Source organism: Streptococcus oralis (assembly GCF_023109155.1).
GTDB lineage: Bacteria > Bacillota > Bacilli > Lactobacillales > Streptococcaceae > Streptococcus > Streptococcus oralis_BZ.
In genome coordinates this window covers 25598-45848 of record NZ_JALDUA010000002.1, presented here as the reverse complement: position 1 = coordinate 45848, position 20251 = coordinate 25598, and the positions used below count along the sequence as shown (strand labels likewise).

22 protein-coding genes are annotated in these 20251 nt (G+C 42.9%); 1 reads left to right on the top strand and 21 read right to left on the bottom strand.

What is annotated here, in order from left to right; genetic code table 11:
• Window positions 1-31 precede the first annotated feature (31 nt).
• The 12 genes from M1F63_RS04220 to ybeY all read right to left on the bottom strand — a co-directional run bounded on the left by M1F63_RS04220 (window position 32) and on the right by ybeY (window position 9990).
• On the bottom strand, window positions 32-1180 hold the full coding sequence (locus tag M1F63_RS04220) for a PDDEXK family nuclease (RefSeq protein ID WP_247940802.1): 1149 nt from the start codon (window positions 1178-1180) through the stop codon (window positions 32-34).
• 179 nt (window positions 1181-1359) lie between these two features.
• Entirely contained in the window at window positions 1360-2220 is an 861-nt protein-coding gene (gene tehB, locus M1F63_RS04215; protein ID WP_247940801.1) for an SAM-dependent methyltransferase TehB, read from the bottom strand.
• 14 nt (window positions 2221-2234) lie between these two features.
• Complete coding sequence (gene smpB / locus M1F63_RS04210; protein ID WP_247940800.1) at window positions 2235-2702, bottom strand: SsrA-binding protein SmpB; 468 nt, start codon at window positions 2700-2702, stop codon at window positions 2235-2237.
• Window positions 2665-5019 (bottom strand): ribonuclease R, encoded by a 2355-nt coding sequence (gene rnr, locus M1F63_RS04205; protein WP_247940799.1) that lies wholly within the window; start codon window positions 5017-5019, stop codon window positions 2665-2667. Before rnr ends, smpB begins: the two co-directional genes overlap by 38 nt.
• Window positions 5020-5114: 95 nt before the next feature.
• On the bottom strand, window positions 5115-5348 hold the full coding sequence (gene secG, locus M1F63_RS04200; protein WP_000282517.1) for a preprotein translocase subunit SecG: 234 nt from the start codon (window positions 5346-5348) through the stop codon (window positions 5115-5117).
• Window positions 5349-5387: 39 nt separating this feature from the next.
• A complete protein-coding gene (gene rpmG / locus M1F63_RS04195; RefSeq protein WP_007519517.1) occupies window positions 5388-5537 on the bottom strand; it encodes a 50S ribosomal protein L33 in 150 nt (49 codons plus the stop codon).
• Complete coding sequence (gene pmrA / locus M1F63_RS04190; RefSeq protein WP_247940798.1) at window positions 5528-6736, bottom strand: multidrug efflux MFS transporter PmrA; 1209 nt, start codon at window positions 6734-6736, stop codon at window positions 5528-5530. The genes rpmG and pmrA overlap by 10 nt, the downstream gene beginning before the upstream one ends.
• Window positions 6723-7328, bottom strand: coding sequence for a dephospho-CoA kinase (coaE, locus tag M1F63_RS04185; protein WP_247940797.1), 606 nt, complete (start codon window positions 7326-7328; stop codon window positions 6723-6725). Before coaE ends, pmrA begins: the two co-directional genes overlap by 14 nt.
• Window positions 7328-8152, bottom strand: a complete 825-nt coding sequence (gene mutM / locus M1F63_RS04180; protein WP_247940796.1) for a DNA-formamidopyrimidine glycosylase — start codon at window positions 8150-8152, stop codon at window positions 7328-7330. Before mutM ends, coaE begins: the two co-directional genes overlap by 1 nt.
• Before the next feature lie 48 nt (window positions 8153-8200).
• Window positions 8201-9100 carry a GTPase Era gene (gene era / locus M1F63_RS04175; RefSeq protein ID WP_000143280.1) on the bottom strand — a complete coding sequence of 300 codons (900 nt, stop codon included), beginning with the start codon at window positions 9098-9100 and terminating at the stop codon, window positions 8201-8203.
• Window positions 9101-9116: 16 nt separating this feature from the next.
• The gene (locus M1F63_RS04170) at window positions 9117-9512 is read right to left on the bottom strand and encodes a diacylglycerol kinase family protein (protein WP_096407529.1); all 396 of its coding nucleotides are present in this window, start codon (window positions 9510-9512) and stop codon (window positions 9117-9119) included.
• Window positions 9493-9990, bottom strand: coding sequence for an rRNA maturation RNase YbeY (ybeY, locus tag M1F63_RS04165; RefSeq protein WP_000275172.1), 498 nt, complete (start codon window positions 9988-9990; stop codon window positions 9493-9495). The genes M1F63_RS04170 and ybeY overlap by 20 nt, the downstream gene beginning before the upstream one ends.
• 104 nt (window positions 9991-10094) lie before the next feature.
• On the opposite strand from ybeY, the gene pavA reads away from it, so the two are divergent.
• Window positions 10095-11750: an Rqc2 family fibronectin-binding protein PavA gene (gene pavA / locus M1F63_RS04160; RefSeq protein WP_247940795.1), complete on the top strand. Its 1656-nt coding sequence runs from the start codon at window positions 10095-10097 to the stop codon at window positions 11748-11750.
• Between the two features lie 32 nt (window positions 11751-11782).
• Here pavA and deoD read toward each other — a convergent pair whose 3' ends face one another.
• The 9 genes from deoD to M1F63_RS04115 all read right to left on the bottom strand — a co-directional run bounded on the left by deoD (window position 11783) and on the right by M1F63_RS04115 (window position 19877).
• Window positions 11783-12493, bottom strand: coding sequence for a purine-nucleoside phosphorylase (gene deoD, locus M1F63_RS04155; protein WP_000022105.1), 711 nt, complete (start codon window positions 12491-12493; stop codon window positions 11783-11785).
• Between the two features lie 472 nt (window positions 12494-12965).
• Window positions 12966-13676: a type 1 glutamine amidotransferase gene (locus M1F63_RS04150; protein WP_247940794.1), complete on the bottom strand. Its 711-nt coding sequence runs from the start codon at window positions 13674-13676 to the stop codon at window positions 12966-12968.
• A gap of 4 nt (window positions 13677-13680) precedes the next feature.
• A complete protein-coding gene (locus M1F63_RS04145; RefSeq protein WP_247940793.1) occupies window positions 13681-14490 on the bottom strand; it encodes a purine-nucleoside phosphorylase in 810 nt (269 codons plus the stop codon).
• Complete coding sequence (locus tag M1F63_RS04140) at window positions 14490-15047, bottom strand: DUF1697 domain-containing protein (RefSeq protein WP_247940792.1); 558 nt, start codon at window positions 15045-15047, stop codon at window positions 14490-14492. Before M1F63_RS04140 ends, M1F63_RS04145 begins: the two co-directional genes overlap by 1 nt.
• Window position 15048: 1 nt before the next feature.
• Complete coding sequence (locus M1F63_RS04135) at window positions 15049-16260, bottom strand: phosphopentomutase (protein ID WP_247940791.1); 1212 nt, start codon at window positions 16258-16260, stop codon at window positions 15049-15051.
• Between the two features lie 23 nt (window positions 16261-16283).
• Window positions 16284-16967 carry a ribose-5-phosphate isomerase RpiA gene (gene rpiA / locus M1F63_RS04130; RefSeq protein ID WP_247940790.1) on the bottom strand — a complete coding sequence of 228 codons (684 nt, stop codon included), beginning with the start codon at window positions 16965-16967 and terminating at the stop codon, window positions 16284-16286.
• 105 nt (window positions 16968-17072) lie between these two features.
• Window positions 17073-18002, bottom strand: coding sequence for a peptidase U32 family protein (locus tag M1F63_RS04125; RefSeq protein ID WP_247940789.1), 930 nt, complete (start codon window positions 18000-18002; stop codon window positions 17073-17075).
• A 125-nt stretch (window positions 18003-18127) separates the two neighbouring features.
• Window positions 18128-18808 (bottom strand): ABC transporter ATP-binding protein, encoded by a 681-nt coding sequence (locus tag M1F63_RS04120; RefSeq protein WP_000209231.1) that lies wholly within the window; start codon window positions 18806-18808, stop codon window positions 18128-18130.
• A 13-nt stretch (window positions 18809-18821) separates the two neighbouring features.
• Window positions 18822-19877, bottom strand: a complete 1056-nt coding sequence (locus M1F63_RS04115) for an ABC transporter permease (RefSeq protein WP_247940788.1) — start codon at window positions 19875-19877, stop codon at window positions 18822-18824.
• Window positions 19878-20251 lie beyond the last annotated feature (374 nt).

The window sequence follows — 20251 nt, the reverse complement described above, 5'->3', positions numbered from 1 at the left end:
CTGGAATTCCAGCCTTTCATGATATTATCTCTTATCTTTTTTGTCTCTTAGAATATTTTTTTAGCATGGGAATGAGATTGGAAATCTGCTCACTTCTAATGACCAGCACGCCGTATTCTTGGCAGCGATTGGCATAAGCAGGATTGATTTTCCCCGTACAGACAATTAACTTGAGGCAACTCTCCCCAGCAAAATGATTAGCGTAGACTTCTAGTTCGTTGATGGCTTCAACTGATAAATCTGTCATCTTGCAGGAGATAAAGGTAATCGAGCGGCCCTTTCTCAGAATAACATCAATCTCATTTTGGACATTATCCGCCTCTGGAAAGATGCCATTCCAATCAATCTCACCTCCTATCATGCACTCATCAAACAGCTGAGATTCAAGCGCCAAGAGATAGAGATATACCTCTAAAATATGTCCCTTATTGCGACAAAAGACTTGGGCTTCTTGACTTGGAAAACTGTATGCTACTCGTTTCTTGTCCTCGCTTTCAATACAAAGCATCCCTGCTTCCACAAGTAAAGGAATAAGGGATTTTGGATAGTGATAATACTTGCCATTGTTTTCCAGTATCTTTTCGGTCTCAGCATGCAGGTCATTGGTCTTAGCTAGAGAGAAAAATTGGGTTACTTGGTACCAGTGGGCGGGATTGGCAATAGCAGAGCTGGCTAGTTTTTTAATAGCCGCAATTTGCTCAACTGAGTGGATAGGGTGTTTGGATTTGAGCATTTTTCCACCACGCAAGGCTATCAACTGTTGGATGCTTAGGGTTGGAATGTCCAAATCTTCTTTTTCCAACTGGCCAGCTACCCACTTGTATTGTTTTCCTCGTTCAACATCCATGGCAACGATGGGGAGGCGGCGATCCAAGCCATATTGATAGAGAGATAGGGCTAGTAGTGAATCTCCGCCAAACACATCGAGAAGGACTTGGTCATAGCCTGCTAGACAATAGTCTAACTGATCAGACAGTTGTTCTAAAGATAACTTACGATAGGTCACACGGTGGATATGGGGGACTTCTTCCATGATAAACTGACGGAGAGAGACTTTCTCTTCATTGCTTATTTTTGTCAAAGAAAGGAAGAGAATCTCGTCACAATCACTGACAAAGGCTTGGTAGACATTCTTTTCCAATACATGCCGATCATACAATTCCACCAAAAGACTCGCCATTTGATCACCTCCATCATCTACACTTTCTTGCGCCGAGAGTGACAGCAATACAGCTCTACTGCTCACATTTCCTACTTCTAGTATAGCATAAAATTAAGTTTGTCCAATTCTACTGCCGCAAAAAATAAAACGAATAGAAACCTTGCAAAGTGGTTTCTATTCGCTGGGTTGGGTTTGATTTACTTGATTTTCTTGGCTAACATGGTCGCAAATCGGAGTTGAATGCGATTGCCATTTTCATCACGACGGTGCAGATGTCCTGGATTTTCATTGTACTTGACCAATTCCCAATCCTTGTAGTAGTCCGCCAACTCCCCTTCTTTAAATGTGAATGGGAAGTTGACTGAGCAAGGATAATCCTCCGTATCCATGGCACAGACGATAAGGTTGTATCCTCCAACAGTAGTTTGCTCCTGCATATTTTGGATGATAGCTGGAATACGGTCAGCTTGAAGGAACATGAGAACAACTGTCGATACGATAAAATCATAGTCTTGGCTAATGCTGGCTGAATTGATATCATAAAGTCCGACAGGCATGTCTAGATCCTCTTGCTCTACGATGCTTTGCAAGATTTCAAGGGACAATTCATTTTGATCCACAGCTGTCACATCAAAACCATTCTGTGCAAGAAAGAGAGAGTTACGGCCTTGACCACAACCCAAATCCAAGGCTCTTCCTGGTTTCACCGTCTGCATGGCCTCAAGGACCTCTGAATGGACTGGATTGGTCTGGTATTTCTTAGGGAAATAATCCTCAGGTTTACAATAAAATTCTAAGTACCACTCTACATCGTCTGTTGCAGCCTCTACTCGGTGCCAGGCTTGCGGTTGTGCCATAGGATTGTCAGCTCCTGCCTCAAAGAGGTGCTCAGCTAGAACCTCACCATCTTCAGTCAACTCAATAAACTTGAGTGCCCCCTTCAAGACAGTAATTTTTCCCCAAGTGCCGACTTTAGTATTGTGCTTTTGCTGAACAGCTTCAGGCATGGTCTGTTTATTCCACAAGGGCATCCGTTTATAGGCAATTAATTTTTCCATTTTACTTCCTCTTCTTAACGCTGATTGACAGCTTTCATCACACGCGCGATGTCGCGGTTTTGTTCACGTCGCTTGATCGACTCCCGTTTGTCATAGTCATGTTTCCCTTTAGCAAGTCCTAAAAGAAGCTTGGCGTAGCCATCTTTGATATAGACTTTGAGGGGTACAAGGGTCATTCCTGTCCCTTTGGTCTCTTGTTCCAATTTTTGAATTTGCTTCTTATGGAGCAGGAGTTTGCGGCGGCGTTCAGGTTCCTGGTTCCAGATATTGCCCTCTGCGTAAGGGGCGATATGAACATTGCTCAGCCAGACTTCCCCATTTTTTACTTGGGCAAAGCCGTCCTTGAGATTGATTCGAGCAGCTCGAACGCTCTTGATTTCAGTTCCGGTCAGGACCATTCCTGCCTCTAGCGTATCTACGATTGTATAGTCGTGGTGCGCCTTTTTATTTTGTGCGACGACCTTTCCCTCGCCCTTTGCCATGCTTGGCTCCTTTCTTAGCTACTTCTTTGTAAAAAGGTTTCTTGCCTTTTTTCTTTTTATCTTTTTGTGAATGCTTGTGCTTATCACTTGAGCGCCCTGATTTTCTCTTGTCTTCCTTCTTGTCTGAACGACGACTTGAGCCACGACCTCTGTCTTTGCGCCCAGCTTGTTTCAAGCCTTTTTCGATGACATCAAACTCACTTGGGATATAAGAGAAGTCAATCTCACCTGTCATCTTATCGGCTCTTTCAACTCGAATGCGAATCTGCTGACCTACACGGAAGGTTGTTCCTGATTTCTCCCCACGGATAGTCAAATCCCGTTCATTGAAATGATAAAATTCAGGTAGATTAGTGATGTGAATCAAGCCCTCGACTGTATTTGGCAATTCGACAAAGAGACCGAACTTGACAATGCTGGATACAACTGCGTCGTACTCTTCACCCACGTATTCTTCCATGTACTCAGCCTTTTTCATGGCTTCGACTTCACGCTCTGCCTCGATGGCACGACGTTCACGGTTGGAAGACTGGGTTGCAATCTCTGGAATCACTTGTTCAAAATGCTCTGCTATTTCCTTGGAACGACCATAGTCCCGAATCATACGGTGGACAAGGAGGTCTGGATAACGGCGAATCGGACTGGTGAAATGAGTGTAATAGTTAGCAGCAAGACCATAGTGACCATGATTGTGCTCTGAATAGCGAGCCTGTTGCATGGAACGGAGAAGCATCATGGATAATACATCCGCATAGGGTTCTCCCTCAACCGCACGCATGATATCTTGAAGGGCCTCCTGACTAATTTCGCTAGCAGTTCCATAAATTCGCAATCCAAAGCTCGAAGCGTAATCAATAAACTTTTGCACCTTTTCAGCCTTGGGCTCCTCGTGAATCCGATAAATGAAAGGGAGGTCCAGCTTGCTAAAGTGCTCTGCAACTGTTTCGTTAGCAATTAACATAAAGGACTCGATCATCCGCTCGGCAACACCGCGTTGACGGAGGACAATATCCACAGGCTTGCCTTTTTTATCCACCAGAATCTTAGCTTCGCTGGTATCAAAATTCAGGGCACCACGTTTCTCACGCATGTTTTCTAGCCTTTCGTGAAGCTTGGCCATGAGTTCGATACTAGGAACAATTTTCTTAAACTCTTGTCTTTTTTCCTCATCGCCAGCCAGTATGTCATTGACAGCGCTATAGGTCATACGAAAACTAGTCTTGATAACAGTTTGGGTAATGGTGTAATGAACCACACGACCATGTTTATCAATTTCCATAATGGCAGACTGGGTCAAGCGATCGACTTGAGGATTGAGAGAGCAGATGCCATTTGACAAACGTTCTGGAAGCATTGGGACCACTCGGTCTGTCACGTAGACAGAAGTCGCGCGGTTAAGGGCTTCCTTGTCAAGGGCAGAACCCTCAGTCACGTAGTAGGAAACATCCGCGATGTGAACTCCGAGTTCGATATTGCCATTTTTCAAAGGCTTGATGTGAACTGCGTCGTCCAAGTCCTTGGCATCCGCGCCGTCAATGGTAAAGGTAAGCTCATCTCTCAGGTCCAGACGACCTTCCATATCCTTTTGAGACGGAGCTTCTGGTACACTTTCTGCCTCCTTGAGAACAGCTTCTGGAAATTCTGAAACAATATCCATGGATTCCAAGACTTCAAGAACGTCAATCCCAGCATCAGTCGAGTGCCCCACCACATCAAGGACACTAGCGACAAAGAAATCATGTTTCTTACTTGGGTATTTGTCGATAAAGACCTTGAGAACCTCTGTACCTTCCAACTTGATAGCCGGTTTCTTCACATAAATCGGTTGGCTGATTTTCTGATTCTTTGAACGAATGTAGCCAGCATACTTAGGTTTTTCCTGATCCAAAACGATTTGCCCGACAACTGTCGTCAGGCTGTGTTCTAAGATATCAATAATTTTAGCTTCGGCAGCTGTTCCCTTGTTGCGGTCAGCAACTTTCTTGATGACCACTTCAACGGTATCGCCATCAATAGCGTAGTTGACATCGTTTTTCCCTACAAAAAGGTCGTCCTCTTCGCCTTCCAGACTGACAAAGCCAAAGCCATTTTTATGGGCATGAAAAACCCCTTTGAGGGTGATTTCGTGTTTCTTCTTCTGGTCCAAGGTGAGGCTGCCATCTTTTCCAAATCGAATCTGGTGTTTTCTTTCCATGAGAGACAGGGTCTTAATCAACTCACGGAAATCCTTGGATCCATCCTTTCCGAGAGCCTGAGCTAGGTCATTTACCGTCACTCGCCCCTTCTCTTGCAAATATTCTTTAATTTTATCTTTCATGTTTTCTTTCTATATTTTTAAAATTTTTTTGAGTGATAACTTTAGTAAACATCATTCAAAATAAAAATAGGCTAAGACCTAGTCTCGCCCATTTCTTATCTACTTGATAATACCGTCAATGCTAAGGCAATGGCTAGCCAGAAAAAGACTAAAATACCTGTCAAACGTTGCATCACAGCTTCAAAACCACGCGCTTTACTACGTTCAAACAAATCACCTGAGCTGGCATCAAATACATTGCTGGATTGGTTCTTAGTTGGTTGCATGAAAATCGCAATCACAATCACAACAGATAATACTAATAAAATGGTTAATAATAGGTTATACATATCAAACTCCTTAAAATCCCTATTATTTTACCATAAATTCTACTTAGATTCAAGATGTAAAGTCACTTTTCTTTCCTTTGGACAATATTTTAGAACTTCAATCTTGTCTGGATGGGTTTTGGAGTTCTTACTAGTTAGATAATTCATGCTACCACAAGAGGAGCATTTGAGATTAATTTTTACTCGCACGAGATTTCCTTTACTTTTAATAATGATCTAAATTGAACTAAGTTACATAAACAACTAAAAGCCACACAGGCTGCTGTCGCATAAAAGACAGCATGGTAGCCCAAATATCCTGCAACTGCGGATCCCGCCATAGGTCCAATCACTCCACCGAGGTAAAAAAAGACTTGGTTGAAGGCGAAAATCCTTGAAATACCTGATTTTGGAGTCAATTTGCTAAGAAGGGCATTAACCCCCGGTATGAGAGCTCCCGTTCCTAAACCAAAGAGAAAACGATACAAACCGAGTTCAAGGGGACTGGTCGCACTGGCACAAAGAAGGTAGATGATGACTGAATACATCTGAGCCAGAATCAGAAGTCGATGATTCCCTAGCTTATCACCAAGCTTTCCCATCACTCCAGCGCTCATCATACTAGAAAATCCCATACTAGATACAATCAAGCCTGAGACGAAGAGGAGATTTTCGTTCTGCCCTAAGTCCCGCACATAGAGAGCCAGAATGGGACCAATGGATTGAGCTGAAAATTGTATGACAAAGGTAGTCAAAAATAAACTAATCAAAAGATGAGAGTGCTTGATTGAAGCAAACAATTCCTTTGTTGGTATTGCTTTCTCCTTAGCTATTGGCTGAAAATCCTCCTTGATAAAGAAAATGGTTAAGAGTGCAGCTAAAAACAAGAAGGCACCAATCAACAGAAAAACATTTCGAATACCAAAAATTTCAGCAACCAGGCCCCCAACAAAGGGGCCCGTTAGGGTTCCAGCTACTACTCCCGTTGATAAAGTCCCCAAAGCATAGCCAGACTTATCCTTAGGAACTTGACTGGCTATTAAAGCCGTCGCATTTGGAACGAAACCTGTAAATACACCATTTAGTAATCTAAGAAAGATTAGCCAATAGATATTCGGCACGAAGGCCAAACCTCCCATGGTGATGGTCATGGCAAGGCCTGCTCGAATCATCATGGGTTTTCGACCGTACTTGTCAGCAAGAATGCCCCAGATGGGAGAAACTAAAGCTGCTGAAACAGCTGAAACTGAGATGGCTAATCCAGCATAGAAAGCAACTTGATCCTGCTCGATTCCCAACTGCTCCACAAAGATAGGCATAAAAGGGACGACTAAGGATATACTGGCTCCCGTTAGAAAGCTACCAAACCAGGCGACACGAAGATTATCTTTCCAACTAATCTCTTGCACAGCTATCGCCTCCTTCAAGTAACTTGACTACTTGACTTACAAGCTGATCACGACTGCCATTATTATCTAATATACGACTCGCTAGTTTTTTCTTTTCTTCTAAAGACCACTGGGCGGAAAGACGGGACTCTGCTACTTCCTTAGAAAGATGATCCCGTTTCATGAAACGTTCTAATTGGATATCATAGTCCACATAGACCAGCCACGTTTCATCAAACCAGTTGGCATATCCCTGTTCAAAAAGCAGGGGAATATCCATGAAAAAAATTGCTTCTGTCTGAGCTAACTGATCTCGCAATGCTGCCAGTTCCTCACGAATGATCTCTCCTTGTGTTTGCTTAGACCATTCCCGCTCTTCAGGATTTGAAAAGATAAGACTAGCTAGGAGAGGGCGATTGAGTTCTCCATTTTCTAAGATAATTTCCTGACCAAAATGCTGGACTAAGACCTGATAAAGGCGACCCCCAGGTTTTTGTAGATCATGGACGACTGCGTCAGCATCGACCACTTGAAAGCCTTTTTCTCTTAGGAAATTTGTCACAGTTGACTTACCCGAGGCAATTCCTCCCGTGATTCCGATGATTTTTCCCATCAGTCCCTCCTTTGACACCGAGGACAAAAATGAGTTCCTCGTCCACCGAGCTGGAATTTCTCAATGAGGGTGCCACAGCGGGAACATGCTTGTCCAGTCTTATCATAGACCTGATGGAAGTCCTGCATGGTTCCGTCTTCCCCAAAGGCATTGGTATAGGTTCGAATGGTAGAGCCGCCCTTTTCAACTGCCTGTCCCAAAACAGCAATGGTCTGGTCATGAATAGCTGACGCTTCTGCTGCTGTCAAAGTCTGGGAAGGTCTAGCTGGATGGACCTGGGCTCGCCAGAGAACCTCATCCACATAGATATTTCCAAGACCAGCGACCAAGGTTTGGTCTAGAAGGTGGGATTTGATAGGCTTTTTAGATTTGGCTAGGGCAGCTTGGAAGGACTGCAAATCAAAGTCTTGCTCTATTGGCTCAGGCCCTAGTTTTTTAGAAACAAAGTAGGCCTCCAAAAGGTCAGGTGACAGCAGTTCCATGGTACCAAACTTGCGTACGTCCTCATAAACAAGCGTTCCTCCATCTTCAAACCGAATGAAAACATGGGCATGCTTGCGTTCAGGTACCTGGTCTGGATAGTAGAAATACTTTCCCTCCATTCGTAGATGAGAAATCAAGACCTTGTCTGTCAGGTAGAAAAGCAGATACTTGCCACGGCGTCCCATGGACTCAATTACTTGGCCAGGCACTTCCTTTTGAAACTCGTCCAAATCTGTCTTGATCATCTTGGGATAAGCAATCTCTATATTAGAAATCTTCTTTCCCAAAATCAATTTTTCTAAGCCACGACGAACCGTTTCAACCTCAGGTAATTCAGGCATAAATCCTCCTTCTGTAAAAACAAGAAGCAGGCATGAGCCCACCTCTACTTAGTATTCTTTTTCATTATAGCCAAAATCAGCCAAATCTAGCTTTTTATCACGCCAGTTTTTCTTGACCTTGACCCAAGTTTCTAGGAAAACCTTGTCCCCTAGCATGAGTTCGATATCACGACGGGCCATGGTCCCAATTTTCTTAAGCATGGCGCCACCTTTACCGATGATAATACCTTTTTGACTATCACGCTCAACCATGATGGTTGCCCGGATATGAACCTTGTCTGTCTCTTCGTCACGCTTCATGGAGTCAACTACCACTGCAACTGAGTGAGGAATCTCTTCACGAGTTAGGTGCAAGACTTTCTCACGAATCATCTCTGAAACCAAGAAACGCTCTGGATGGTCTGTGATTTGATCAGCTGGAAAATACTGGAACCCTTCCTCTAGATTTTCACTAAGGATGTCAATTAAACGAGAAACATTATTTCCCTGAAGGGCTGAGATCGGAACAATTTCCTTAAAGTCCATCTGATTACGAAAGTCATCAATCTGAGACAAAAGCTGGTCTGGATGGACCTTGTCAATCTTATTGACCACCAGAATCACAGGAACCTTGGCAGCTTTCAGACGCTCGATAATCATATCGTCGCCCTTACCACGTGGCTCATCAGCTGGCACCATGAATAGAACAGTATCCACTTCACGCAGAGTACTGTAGGCAGATTCCACCATGAAATCTCCAAGAGCCGTCTTAGGCTTGTGAATCCCAGGTGTGTCGATAAAGACGATTTGCTCCTTATCCGTGGTGTAAATCCCCATGATTTTATTGCGCGTTGTTTGCGCCTTGTCACTCATGATAGCAATCTTTTGCCCCATAACGTGATTTAAAAAGGTTGACTTCCCAACATTGGGACGTCCTAAAATGGCTACAAAGCCTGATTTAAATGTCATAATTTCCTCTTAATCTTTAAAATAATATATCCCAAATGCGTGGGAGAAAGATAAGTGCACCAATCACCGCGGCAAGAAGAGAAACCACAAGTACGGCACCAGCCGCCATGTCCTTGGCTTTCTTTGCCAACATAGAAAAGTGATAGTGACTGGCTAAATCCACCACATTTTCAATAGCAGAATTAATAATCTCAAAGGCTACTACCAAGAAAATGCTCATCAGGAGAAAGAGCCATTCGATTCGTGACACCTGAAAAACAAAACCTGCAAGGATGACTACTAGAGCCGTCACTGCATGCTTTCGCATATTGCGTTCTTCCTTGATAGCAGTCAGAATGCCTGTCAGGGCAAATTCTAAACTAGAAATCAGGTCACGATTTTTCCATTTTCGTTTATTGTCTTGTGAGTCCATAGGCTGTCAAAATTTCTTCTTGTAAACCGAACATCTCCGCTTCTTCTTCCGGAGTGTAGTGATCATAGCCGTTAATGTGTAAAAAGCCGTGTACTGCCAAGAAGCCCATCTCACGCTCAAAGCTGTGACCGTATTCCTCAGCCTGCTCATGCGCTTTATCGATAGAGATGAACAGTTCCCCAATGTAGGCATCAAACTCGGACATCATCTCTGCTAATTCAGGGTTTTCAAGCAAATCTTCCTCATCAAAGGAGATGTCCAATTCCGGTTTATATTCAAGGCTGATGACATCTGTCGGGCGATCTGTATCACGATACTCGAGGTTGAGTTCGTGACTACGCTCATTGGTCACAAAAGTAACTGCCATCTCCTTGTCTTCTTTTCCTATTTTTTGGGCTGCAAATTCCAAAATTTCTTGGGTTTGTTGCAAGATTTCTTGTGAAACTTGACCAGTTTCATCTACCATTTCAATATACATGTACTTCTCGATTCTCTTTACTTGGCTTTATTATACCATATTTCCATGATTTTATTCTACCTTTTTGATATAATACTATGGAATACAATCACAAGGAGAGAACGATGTCATTTGACGGATTTTTTTTACACCACATGGTTGAGGAATTGCGAAGCGAGTTGGTCAATGGTCGCATTCAGAAGATCAATCAACCTTTTGAACAAGAGTTGGTCTTGCAAATCCGTAGCAATCGCCAAAGCCATCGCCTGCTCCTCTCTGCTCATCCCGTTTTTGGTCGCATCCAGCTGACCCAAACGACCTTTGAAAATCCAGCCCAACCTTCTACTTTTATCATGGTTTTGAGAAAGTATTTGCAGGGTGCTATGATTGAGTCAATTGAGCAGGTGGAAAATGACCGTATCGTAGAGATCACCGTTTCCAATAAAAACGAGATTGGGGATCACATCCAGGCGACTCTGATTATCGAGATCATGGGCAAACACAGTAATATTCTCCTCGTGGATAAAAGTAGCCATAAAATCCTCGAAGTCATTAAACACGTTGGCTTTTCACAAAATAGCTACCGCACCCTGCTTCCTGGATCGACCTATATCGCTCCGCCAAGTACCGAATCTCTCAATCCTTTTACAGTCAAGGATGAAAAGCTCTTTGAAATCCTGCAAACACGGGAATTAACAGCTAAAAATCTTCAAAGTCTCTTTCAAGGTCTAGGACGCGATACGGCAAATGAATTGGAAAGCATACTGGTTAGTGAAAAACTTTCCACTTTCCGTAACTTTTTTGGTCAAGAAACCAAGCCTTACCTAACGGAGACCTCCTTCAGTCCAGTTCCTTTTGCCAATCGTGTAGGAGAGCCTTTTGCCAGCCTTTCAGAGCTCTTGGATACCTACTATAAGGACAAGGCAGAGCGCGATCGCGTCAAACAGCAGGCCAGTGAACTCATTCGCCGTGTTGAAAATGAACTTCAGAAAAATCGCCACAAACTCAAAAAACAAGAAAAAGAATTACTGGCGACAGACAACGCTGAGGATTTTCGCCAAAAAGGGGAATTGTTGACAACCTTCCTTCACCAAGTACCTAATGACCAAGATCAGGTTACCTTGGACAACTACTACACCAATCAACCTATCACTATTGCGCTTGATAAGGCTCTAACACCCAGTCAGAATGCCCAACGCTATTTTAAACGCTACCAGAAACTCAAAGAAGCTGTCAAATATCTGACTGAACTGATTGAAGAAACCAAGGCAACCATTCTCTATCTAGAAAGTGTTGAGACTGTTCTCAATCAAGCTGGGCTGGAGGAAATCGCTGAAATCCGTGAAGAATTGATCCAAACAGGCTTCATTAGAAGACGCCAACGCGAGAAAATCCAGAAACGCAAAAAACCAGAACAGTATCTGGCGAGCGATGGCAAGACCATCATCTATGTCGGACGAAACAATCTGCAAAACGAGGAATTGACCTTTAAAATGGCCCGCAAAGAAGAACTCTGGTTCCATGCCAAGGACATCCCTGGAAGCCACGTCGTCATCTCAGGAAATCTTGACCCTTCTGACGAAGTTAAGACAGATGCAGCGGAGCTAGCTGCCTACTTCTCCAAAGGGCGCTTGTCAAATCTCGTGCAAGTAGATATGATTGAAGTGAAAAAACTCAACAAACCAACAGGTGGAAAACCTGGCTTTGTAACCTACACTGGACAAAAGACCCTTCGCGTTACACCAGACCCCGAAAAAATCGCATCTATGAAAAAATCCTGATTCCACTTGAAATCAGGATTTTCTTTTACATTTTACTCTGCAATCAAGGTTTCCAAACCAACCTTCATCATATCGGTGAAGGTATTTTGGCGTTCTTCTGCAGTGGTGTCTTCATCTGGATTGACCAAGCTATCAGAAATGGTCATGATAGCAAGGGCATCAACGTGGTGTTGGGCAGCAAGATAGTAAAGAGCTGCTGCTTCCATTTCCACAGCCTTGACTCCCCATTTACCAAGCTCGATGTTCTTTTCAAAGTAGTTTGAGTAAAAGACATCTGATGACAAGACGTTCCCAACGTGGGTTGTCATACCAAGTTCTTTGGAGATATGGTAGGCCTTGTCTAGCAAATCAAAGCTAGCGATTTGTGGGAAATCATACTGTGGCCAGTCATTGCGGATGATGTTTGAGTTGGTTGCAGCTGCTTGCGCCAAAACCAATTCACGGACATGAACATCCTCGTTTAACGAACCCGCAGTTCCCACACGGATCAATTTCTTTACACCGTAGTCCACAATCAACTCACGCGCGTAGATCGAAATGGAAGGCATCCCCATCCCAGTTCCCATGACAGATACACGGTGGCCCTTGTAAGTACCAGTATAGCCAAACATGTTCCGCACTTCGTTAAAACAAACAGCATCTTCAAGGAAGGTCTCCGCAATAAATTTCGCACGAAGAGGATCCCCCGGAAGAAGAATTTTATCAGCAATTTCACCTTGCTGAGCAGCAATATGGATAGACATAATATAAGATACCAAACCCGTCAAAAAGCGAAGGGAAAATAGGAGTTGGGCGCAGTGAGCGATGCTCGCTAGACCAACTATCTTTTTCCCACTGCTTTTAGGGTGGGTTCAATTCCTTTCTTTCTTAATTTTGATGATATTGAGAAGACTAGACCGGGTTCAATTCAAAACCAAACTACCCTACCTTTCAATGTTTTTAGAAAAGTTTCCGCTCGTGTTCAAATTAGAACACTCCACTCTACCTTTCTTTTTTTATATTTAGGATAGCGACAGAGAACAAAGTAAAAATAGGAAACTGACGACGCATCACAGATGCTAGACAGTTTATCTTTTTTACACAGTTCTCCGCCCGTATTCAGTTCAACAAATACGGTTTACCCATCCTTTCTTTCTTGATTTTAAAATTAAATATTTCACAGAACAATTAGCCCGAGTTTGACTATAACTCAGATACTCTGCCTTTCTGTAGTTCCTAGTTTATCAATGAATCTAAAAATGCATACAGTTTTGCATTCATTTCAGAATAATCGTTTCCACGTAATTCTTCTGGTGTTTGAACAAAAGGCAACTTTTCACTTTGCTCTCTTAATTTCTCCTCACCATCCGCAGCAATCAATAATTCTACTGCGTCTGGATCAAATTCCAAATGAGCCTGAAAGGCATAATGTTTCGGACTGAAGCGAATAATTTGGCGTGGACAACCTTGACTGGTCGCCAAGACGACAGCTTCATCTGTCAGCCCTGGCATATCACCGTGCCAGTGGCCGGTTTCTATGGTTTCTCCGAACAAGCTGACATGAGGATCTGTTAGACCTTGCATCGTCAATGTCACAGGATAAACGCCGATTTCGCGCTCTGGACTATGTTCATACTTCGCACCGTAGGCAACAGATAGGAGTTGCGCACCAAGACAGACACCAACAATATAAATATCTGTAGCAATCGCTTCTTTCATAAAAGCAAGCTCAGCCTTTGGATCATAGTATGGGAAGTTTTCTCTATCCTCATCAGGTGATTGAGGACCACCCATGACAATCAGAAAATCAATCCCGTCAATTGTTTCAGGAAGAGGTTCTTTTTCATAAACCTTTGTTGATGTAATTTGATGACCTCGTTCTATAGCCCATTTTAGATATGCGCCTGGAACCTCAAATGTCTCATGTAAAATAAAGTGAACTCTCATGGCATTACAATTCAGCAAGAATCGCTTTAAGCAAGCCTTTGAAATCACCTTTGACACGTTCAGTCACTTCTACAACTTCCTCGTGGTTGAGTTCTTCTTGGAAACCAGCAGCATGGTTCGTAATACATGAAATTCCTAGAACTTTCAAGCCTGAGTGAGCGGCCACAATAACTTCAGGAACAGTGGACATACCAACTGCATCTGCTCCCAATGTCTTATAGGCACGAATCTCTGCAGGTGTTTCATAAGTCGGACCTGTTACACCAATATAGACACCTTCATCAAGCTTGATACCAAGTTTCTTAGCCACTTCATGCGCAGTAGCACGGTATTCTGGAGTGTAGGCTTTAGACATATCTGGGAAACGTGGACCAAAATCATCCAAGTTTTCACCCATCAATGGGTTTTGCCCCGTCATATTGATATGGTCTGAGATAGCCATCAAGGTACCAGGGCCAAATCCAATACCTCCAGCTGCATTGGTAACAATGACACCTTCACATCCGAGAACTTTCATCACACGTACTGGGAAAGTCACGACTTCAAGAGGATTTCCCTCGTAGAAATGGAAACGACCTTGAAGAGCCAAGACTTTTCGACCTGCAAGGTCACCATATACCAATTTACCAGCGTGACCAACTACTGTCGAACGGCCCCAGTTTGGTATATCTGCATAATCTACTACAACTGGATTTTCGATTTCTTCTGCCAATTCTCCAAGTCCTGATCCAAGGATTAGACCGAACTCAGGCGCTAGTATTCCCTTGTCTTTCAGGAAAGCAGCTGTTTCTTGGATCTTATCTAAAAATGTCATTATGTGTCTCCTTTATTATTTTTTAGCATTTGACCGATTTTGTCAAAGGTTTTTGCGTTGCGAATGGTGATGTTGCGATAAAAAGGCATCTTGAGCAAGTGCTTGTGATAGGCAGTTGCATAGTAGGATTCTTCAGAGAATTTCCCCCAGAAAATCCCAAGTCTTCCAAAATGAACCACTTCATCTTTCGGTTCCAAACTTTCAACTTTCTCAATGACCTGAGCAACATCCAAGCCCTCCGTGTAAAAGAGGACGTCCTTTCGTGCCAAATCTTTGGTCCACCATTCAGGTAGATTTTCAAGTTCCGTTTCAAAATCCTCTTGACTCAGCAAGGAAAAGCTCTGAATAAATGGATAATGGACTGCAAAGAAATCCTCTAACTTTTCAACCAATTGGGTTTTGGGATCTGTCGAAGTAAAGAAAATATTGCCACTGTTGATGTAGGTATCAACTTTTTCCACTCCCAACTCTGTCAATTCTTGACGAAGTTGCGTCATAACAACCTTATTCTTGCCACCGACATTAATGCCCCTTACCAGTAAAGCATAGCGTTTCATCTTATACCAATTTATCTAAGAAACTTTCCCCAATCATGGCAGTTTCCACACCAAAGTTATCCGCAACTGTCGCTGAGATATCTGCAAAATGTCCAACTGGAATGAGACCATTTCCCTTAAAGCTAGGGCTGTAAGCTAAAAGTGGAATATATTCACGAGTATGGTCAGTTCCAGCATAGGTTGGATCATTTCCATGGTCAGCAGTAATCAAGAGAAGGTCATCCTCTCTCATGGCTGCGATAATTTCAGGCAAGCGCTCATCAAACTCATGCAAGCAATCACGGTAACCATGAGCATTGCGGCGGTGTCCATAAAGGGCATCAAAGTCAACTAAGTTTGTGAAAGAGAATCCTTTTTCAAACTCAGCAAGTCCCATGGTCTTCAATAATGTATCAATTCCATGGCTGTTTGACTTGTTGTGGCCCATGTCATGGTTGATACCCGCACCGTTAAAGATATCGTTGATTTTACCAACAGCGTACGTATCGATACCTGCTTCGTTCAATTTATCTAAAACAGTCGGTGCAAATGGAGATACAGCCAAGTCACGACGGTTTGCTGTACGAGTGAAGTTACCTGGCTCACCAACATATGGACGGGCAATGATACGACCTAAAAGGGCAGGACGCTCAAGGGTAATCGAACGAGCGTATTCACAGATACGGTACAGTTCATCCAAAGGAATGATGTCTTCGTGGGCAGCAATTTGCAAAACAGGGTCAGCTGAAGTATAGATAATCAACTCCCCAGTTTCCATCTGGCGTGGTCCGAAATCATCGATAACAGCCGTACCTGAGTAAGGTTTGTTGGCTTCACGAATGACCTTGCGTCCTGAAAATTCTTCGATCTTTGTCAAGATTTCTTCTGGGAATCCGTTCCAGAAAGTATCGAAAGGCTCGGTAATGTTGAGTCCCATGATTTCCCAGTGACCAGTCATGGTATCCTTACCAAGGGAAACTTCTTCCAATTTTGTTGCATAACCTGTTGGATTGCTTTCAGCTGGTACAGTCTTTAGAGGAGTTTCACGAGGAATATTTCCTAGACCGATTTTAGCCATGTTTGGCACATTCAAACCAACTGTTTTGGAAATATGTCCTAGTGTATCAGAAGCACCGTCTGGAACCCCTGCATTGACAAAGTTATTGGCATCTGGCGCAGCACCGATTCCCACAGAATCCAGTACCACCAAGTGAATACGATTAAATTTTGACATAGTCTGTCTCCTTATTATGTTGATTAGTTTGCTTTTGTTGAAGTTAAAATCTGAACACCATCTCGTCCCGCTACGATGACCTTATCCACCATTTGGTTGAACAAGCCATGCTCTACGACACCAACGACATGGTCCAATTCTTGTCCGAAAGCAATCGGATCTTCAATGACATCCAAGGCTAGGTCAATGATAAAGTTCTGCATATCGGTCACAAAACGTTGGCCATCTTTTTCACGGAAACTTGGTTTGTAACCAGCTCGCTCAAACCGACGAAAGACCTGTTCTGCGCCATACTGAACCACTTCCACAGGCAATTTAAAAGCACCTAGTTTCTCTACCAGTTTGCTTTCATCCACCACCCAAATGTATTCTTTTGAGGGCGTTGCGACAACCTTCTCCATCAGAAGGGCACCACCACCACCTTTGATCCCGTTGAACTGACTATCTACTTCATCCGCCCCGTCAACCGTCACATCGACCAAGTCTACTTGATCAATCGACTTGAGCGGGATGTTCAGATCCTCAGCCTGTTTACTAGTCACACTGGAAGTCGTCACTGCAGTAATCTGCAAACCTTCTTCCTTAATCCGACGACCGATTTCTTCTACGAAATAGTAGGCAGTTGATCCAGTACCGAGTCCAACAACCATACCATCCTTGACAAACTCAGCAGCCTTGATACCTGCCATCTTTTTCAGATTCTCCACTTAAACACCTCCATTAAAGAGCTATTTTTATTATAACATGTATCCGTTTTTATTTCATGGATACACTGGAAAAACCCGAACATTTTTATTTCGGGTTTTGGTGTCCTATTTAACCATATCCGGATCGTAATCATAGAATCCTGTATCGAGAAAACGGTTTTTGGGGTGTAACTTGCGCACTTCCTCATCTAACAAGAAAGCTTGGTCATGGCTGAAATTTCCCTCTTGGATCAAGCCACGCGCTTGAATAAAAAGTTTAGCAATTTCTACAAAATTCTGACCAGGTGTGTAAAGCCCTTCGAGTTTCCAGTGAGTAAAGCCATGCTCCACTAGTTCTGTCAATTTGGTCATCAAATCAAGGTCGTTATTTGCAAAGATGTGGGTACCATGATTGTCTTCAAAGATGGAATAATGGCTCTCTGGGTCACTTGGTTCAGCCAAGAAGAGGTCACGTTTACGTGTCTTTTCATCATCGATGTGCGTGAAGTTATAGTAGTTTTGCAAGAGCGGACGCTTAGAATGGTGAATGACACTAGCTCCATAAACCAACACTTCAGCAGGAATTTCCAAAATCTCAGGCATCTTGAAGAGTTCAGCAGATGGAATTTCACGCGCCAAAACCGCCTCAGATGCGCCAGCCTTTTGACCCCAGAAGTTAATCTGACGACTACTTGTCACCATGGTTGAAGCATCGTAGATGGTCTTAAAGGAATAACCATCGCGATTGACAACGTAAAAGACACCTGCATCCCCAACACTAATATAGTCGGTCTTGATTTCTTCCAAGAAGTCTAGGAAAGGCTTGATACGGTCCATCATATCTTGGTGCATGAGGGCATTAACCGCAACAATCAATTCTTTACCTGCTTCATGAACCAACTTAGCGATGGTGCGTAAGTCTTCATAACTAAAAGTCGTTGGCAGACGAAGGCCAAAATCTTTCTCACCAACATAGATACGGTCTACGCCAGCTTCGAGTAACTGTTCAACTTGTTCAATACTTTCAGCAGTTGCTGTAATGATAATCTTTTCCATAAGAAAAATTATACCACATTTCTCAAAAATCAGCTATGGTTACTGAGAGTTTCACAAAAAGTTAAACTTGTTTCTATCTTTCCCAATCAAAAAAGTGAACAGTAACTTGTACCATTCACTCTATTTTATGCATGTGTTTCTTCAACTAGGTGGCCATCGTTCATGACATAAATACGATCAACCTTATCAAGAAGGCGAGTATCATGCGTAATCATAACAACTCCTCTACCTTGTTCATGGGCAATGGCAGCCAGCATCTCCGTTACTTGGTAGGCACGCTCAGTGTCAAGACTGGCTGTCGGCTCATCTGCAAGCACAATGCTTGGATTGTTATAGAGCGCTCTAGCAATCGCGGCACGCTGACGTTCGCCACCCGATAGAGCTTTGGGATAATGATTTTGAACTTTTTCCAAATCCAACAAGTCAAACAGTTCTTTTCGGTCACTTTTACTATTTTTTCCCTTATCCAGTCTGTCTATCAAGTCAAGCTGTTCCTTGACCGTTAGAAATGGAATTAAGTTTGAAGCCTGAAGAATGAAGCCAAACTCTCTAAAACGGAGGTCTGTTTTCTCCTTCTCCGTCAAACTGCCTGTTTCCTTCCCCTTGACTAGAATCTTTCCACTCGATGCTTCCTGAAGTTGTCCTAGAGTTGTTAGAAAGGTCGTCTTTCCAGAGCCAGAGGGCCCAACGATAGCTACGAACTCTCCCGCATTTAGCTGAAAATTCGTCTCATGCAGGGCTACGACTTTCATCTTTCCTTCCCCGTAAGTTTTTGTCACTTGATTCATTTCTATCAATGTTGTCATACTATTCTCCTTATCATTCTGCAATCGCAGTAATCGGGTCCACTTTTAGCAAGCGTGGAAGTGAAATGACACCACCTAGAAGGGCCATCAAGCAAATTACCAAACTTAGGACAGAGTAGGCTATCCAACTTGGATAGAAAAAGAAGGTAGCTGGTAAGACTAAAATCACTCCTCCGATTGCCAGCAAGGCTAAAGCAATCCCCATACCAGCTAGGAGGAAAATTTGACAGAACAGAGACCATACAATGGTTTTAATCTGTATTCCCTGAGCCCGCATTATTCCATAAAGTCCTAGTTTTTGGATGGTAATGATATAAACAAAAATCCCCACAATCAAGCCTGTAATGACAATCATAGCAAGAATCATTCCTGAAAATACGTTAACCTGAGGTGTGTAGCCAGGAATTTTCGATATCATTTTTGGAATGGAAATCTGTTTCAGTCCGTCGCCAGTCACTTCTATGTCATTTTTCAATACCAAGGCAGAGATGGAACGATTGGCCTTCAAGGTTCCTTGTAAGGTCCAATAAGTTGTCAGACTCGTAAAGACAACAGGCTCAGTGAAAAATTTATTTCCTTGAGTCAGGCCTACAATCTTGTAACTTGACTCGCTTCCATTGAGCTGAATGGCATCACCTAGTTTCATCCCATAGTTCTCAAAAGACTGATCCACGACAACCTCATCATCTCCTTCAGGATAACGTCCCTCCGTCAAACTAGGTGAGATAAAAGCGTCCCAGTCTTGAGCAAAAATGGAAACATTGACCTTTTCACTACCATCGACTAGATTGGTTACAGCGAACATATAGCCCAATGGAGCAGCCTCTTCAGAACTCTTATCCTTGTAGTCCTTTTCAGGAATAAAAGATGCCGTCAAATTATCATTTGCGTAGTCAGATAAAACCACCCCCGTCGCTTGCCAATTATCAATAGCTGCTCGGTTGTTTCGCACAAGACCAAGAGCTAGACTAGTCATAAAAAAGACCATAAAAGCGATAAGAAAAATGGTCGTTAAGATCAAACTATATCGAAGTTTGTTTCGTAATATCTCTTTGATAGCAAGGTACATGCTTATCTCCTTTTACTTTCCCAAGAGGTAGCAAGAAGGCCACCCAGTCCAATAGACAGAATCTCTGTCTTATCATCCATTCAAAACAACTCCTATCAATACTCTTCAAAAGTATCCAGGTAGCAACTTAACAAATCATCTTAGGAAAAGCCTCAGCTTGCTATCAATTTATATAAGTTATCCTTTCCTTTCTCAGTATATTTATAAAAGAGAAGGTCAGGTCATCTGTTTTAAGTGTAACATCCATGCTATCACTTTTCCCAGTAGGTGTCAAGAAGAGCGACTTAGAAGTTGATAAGAGACTTTAGTAGTTTTGTAACAATTCTGTAATAATTCTTTGCATAAAAAATGATAAAATAGTTATGTACTGTTAA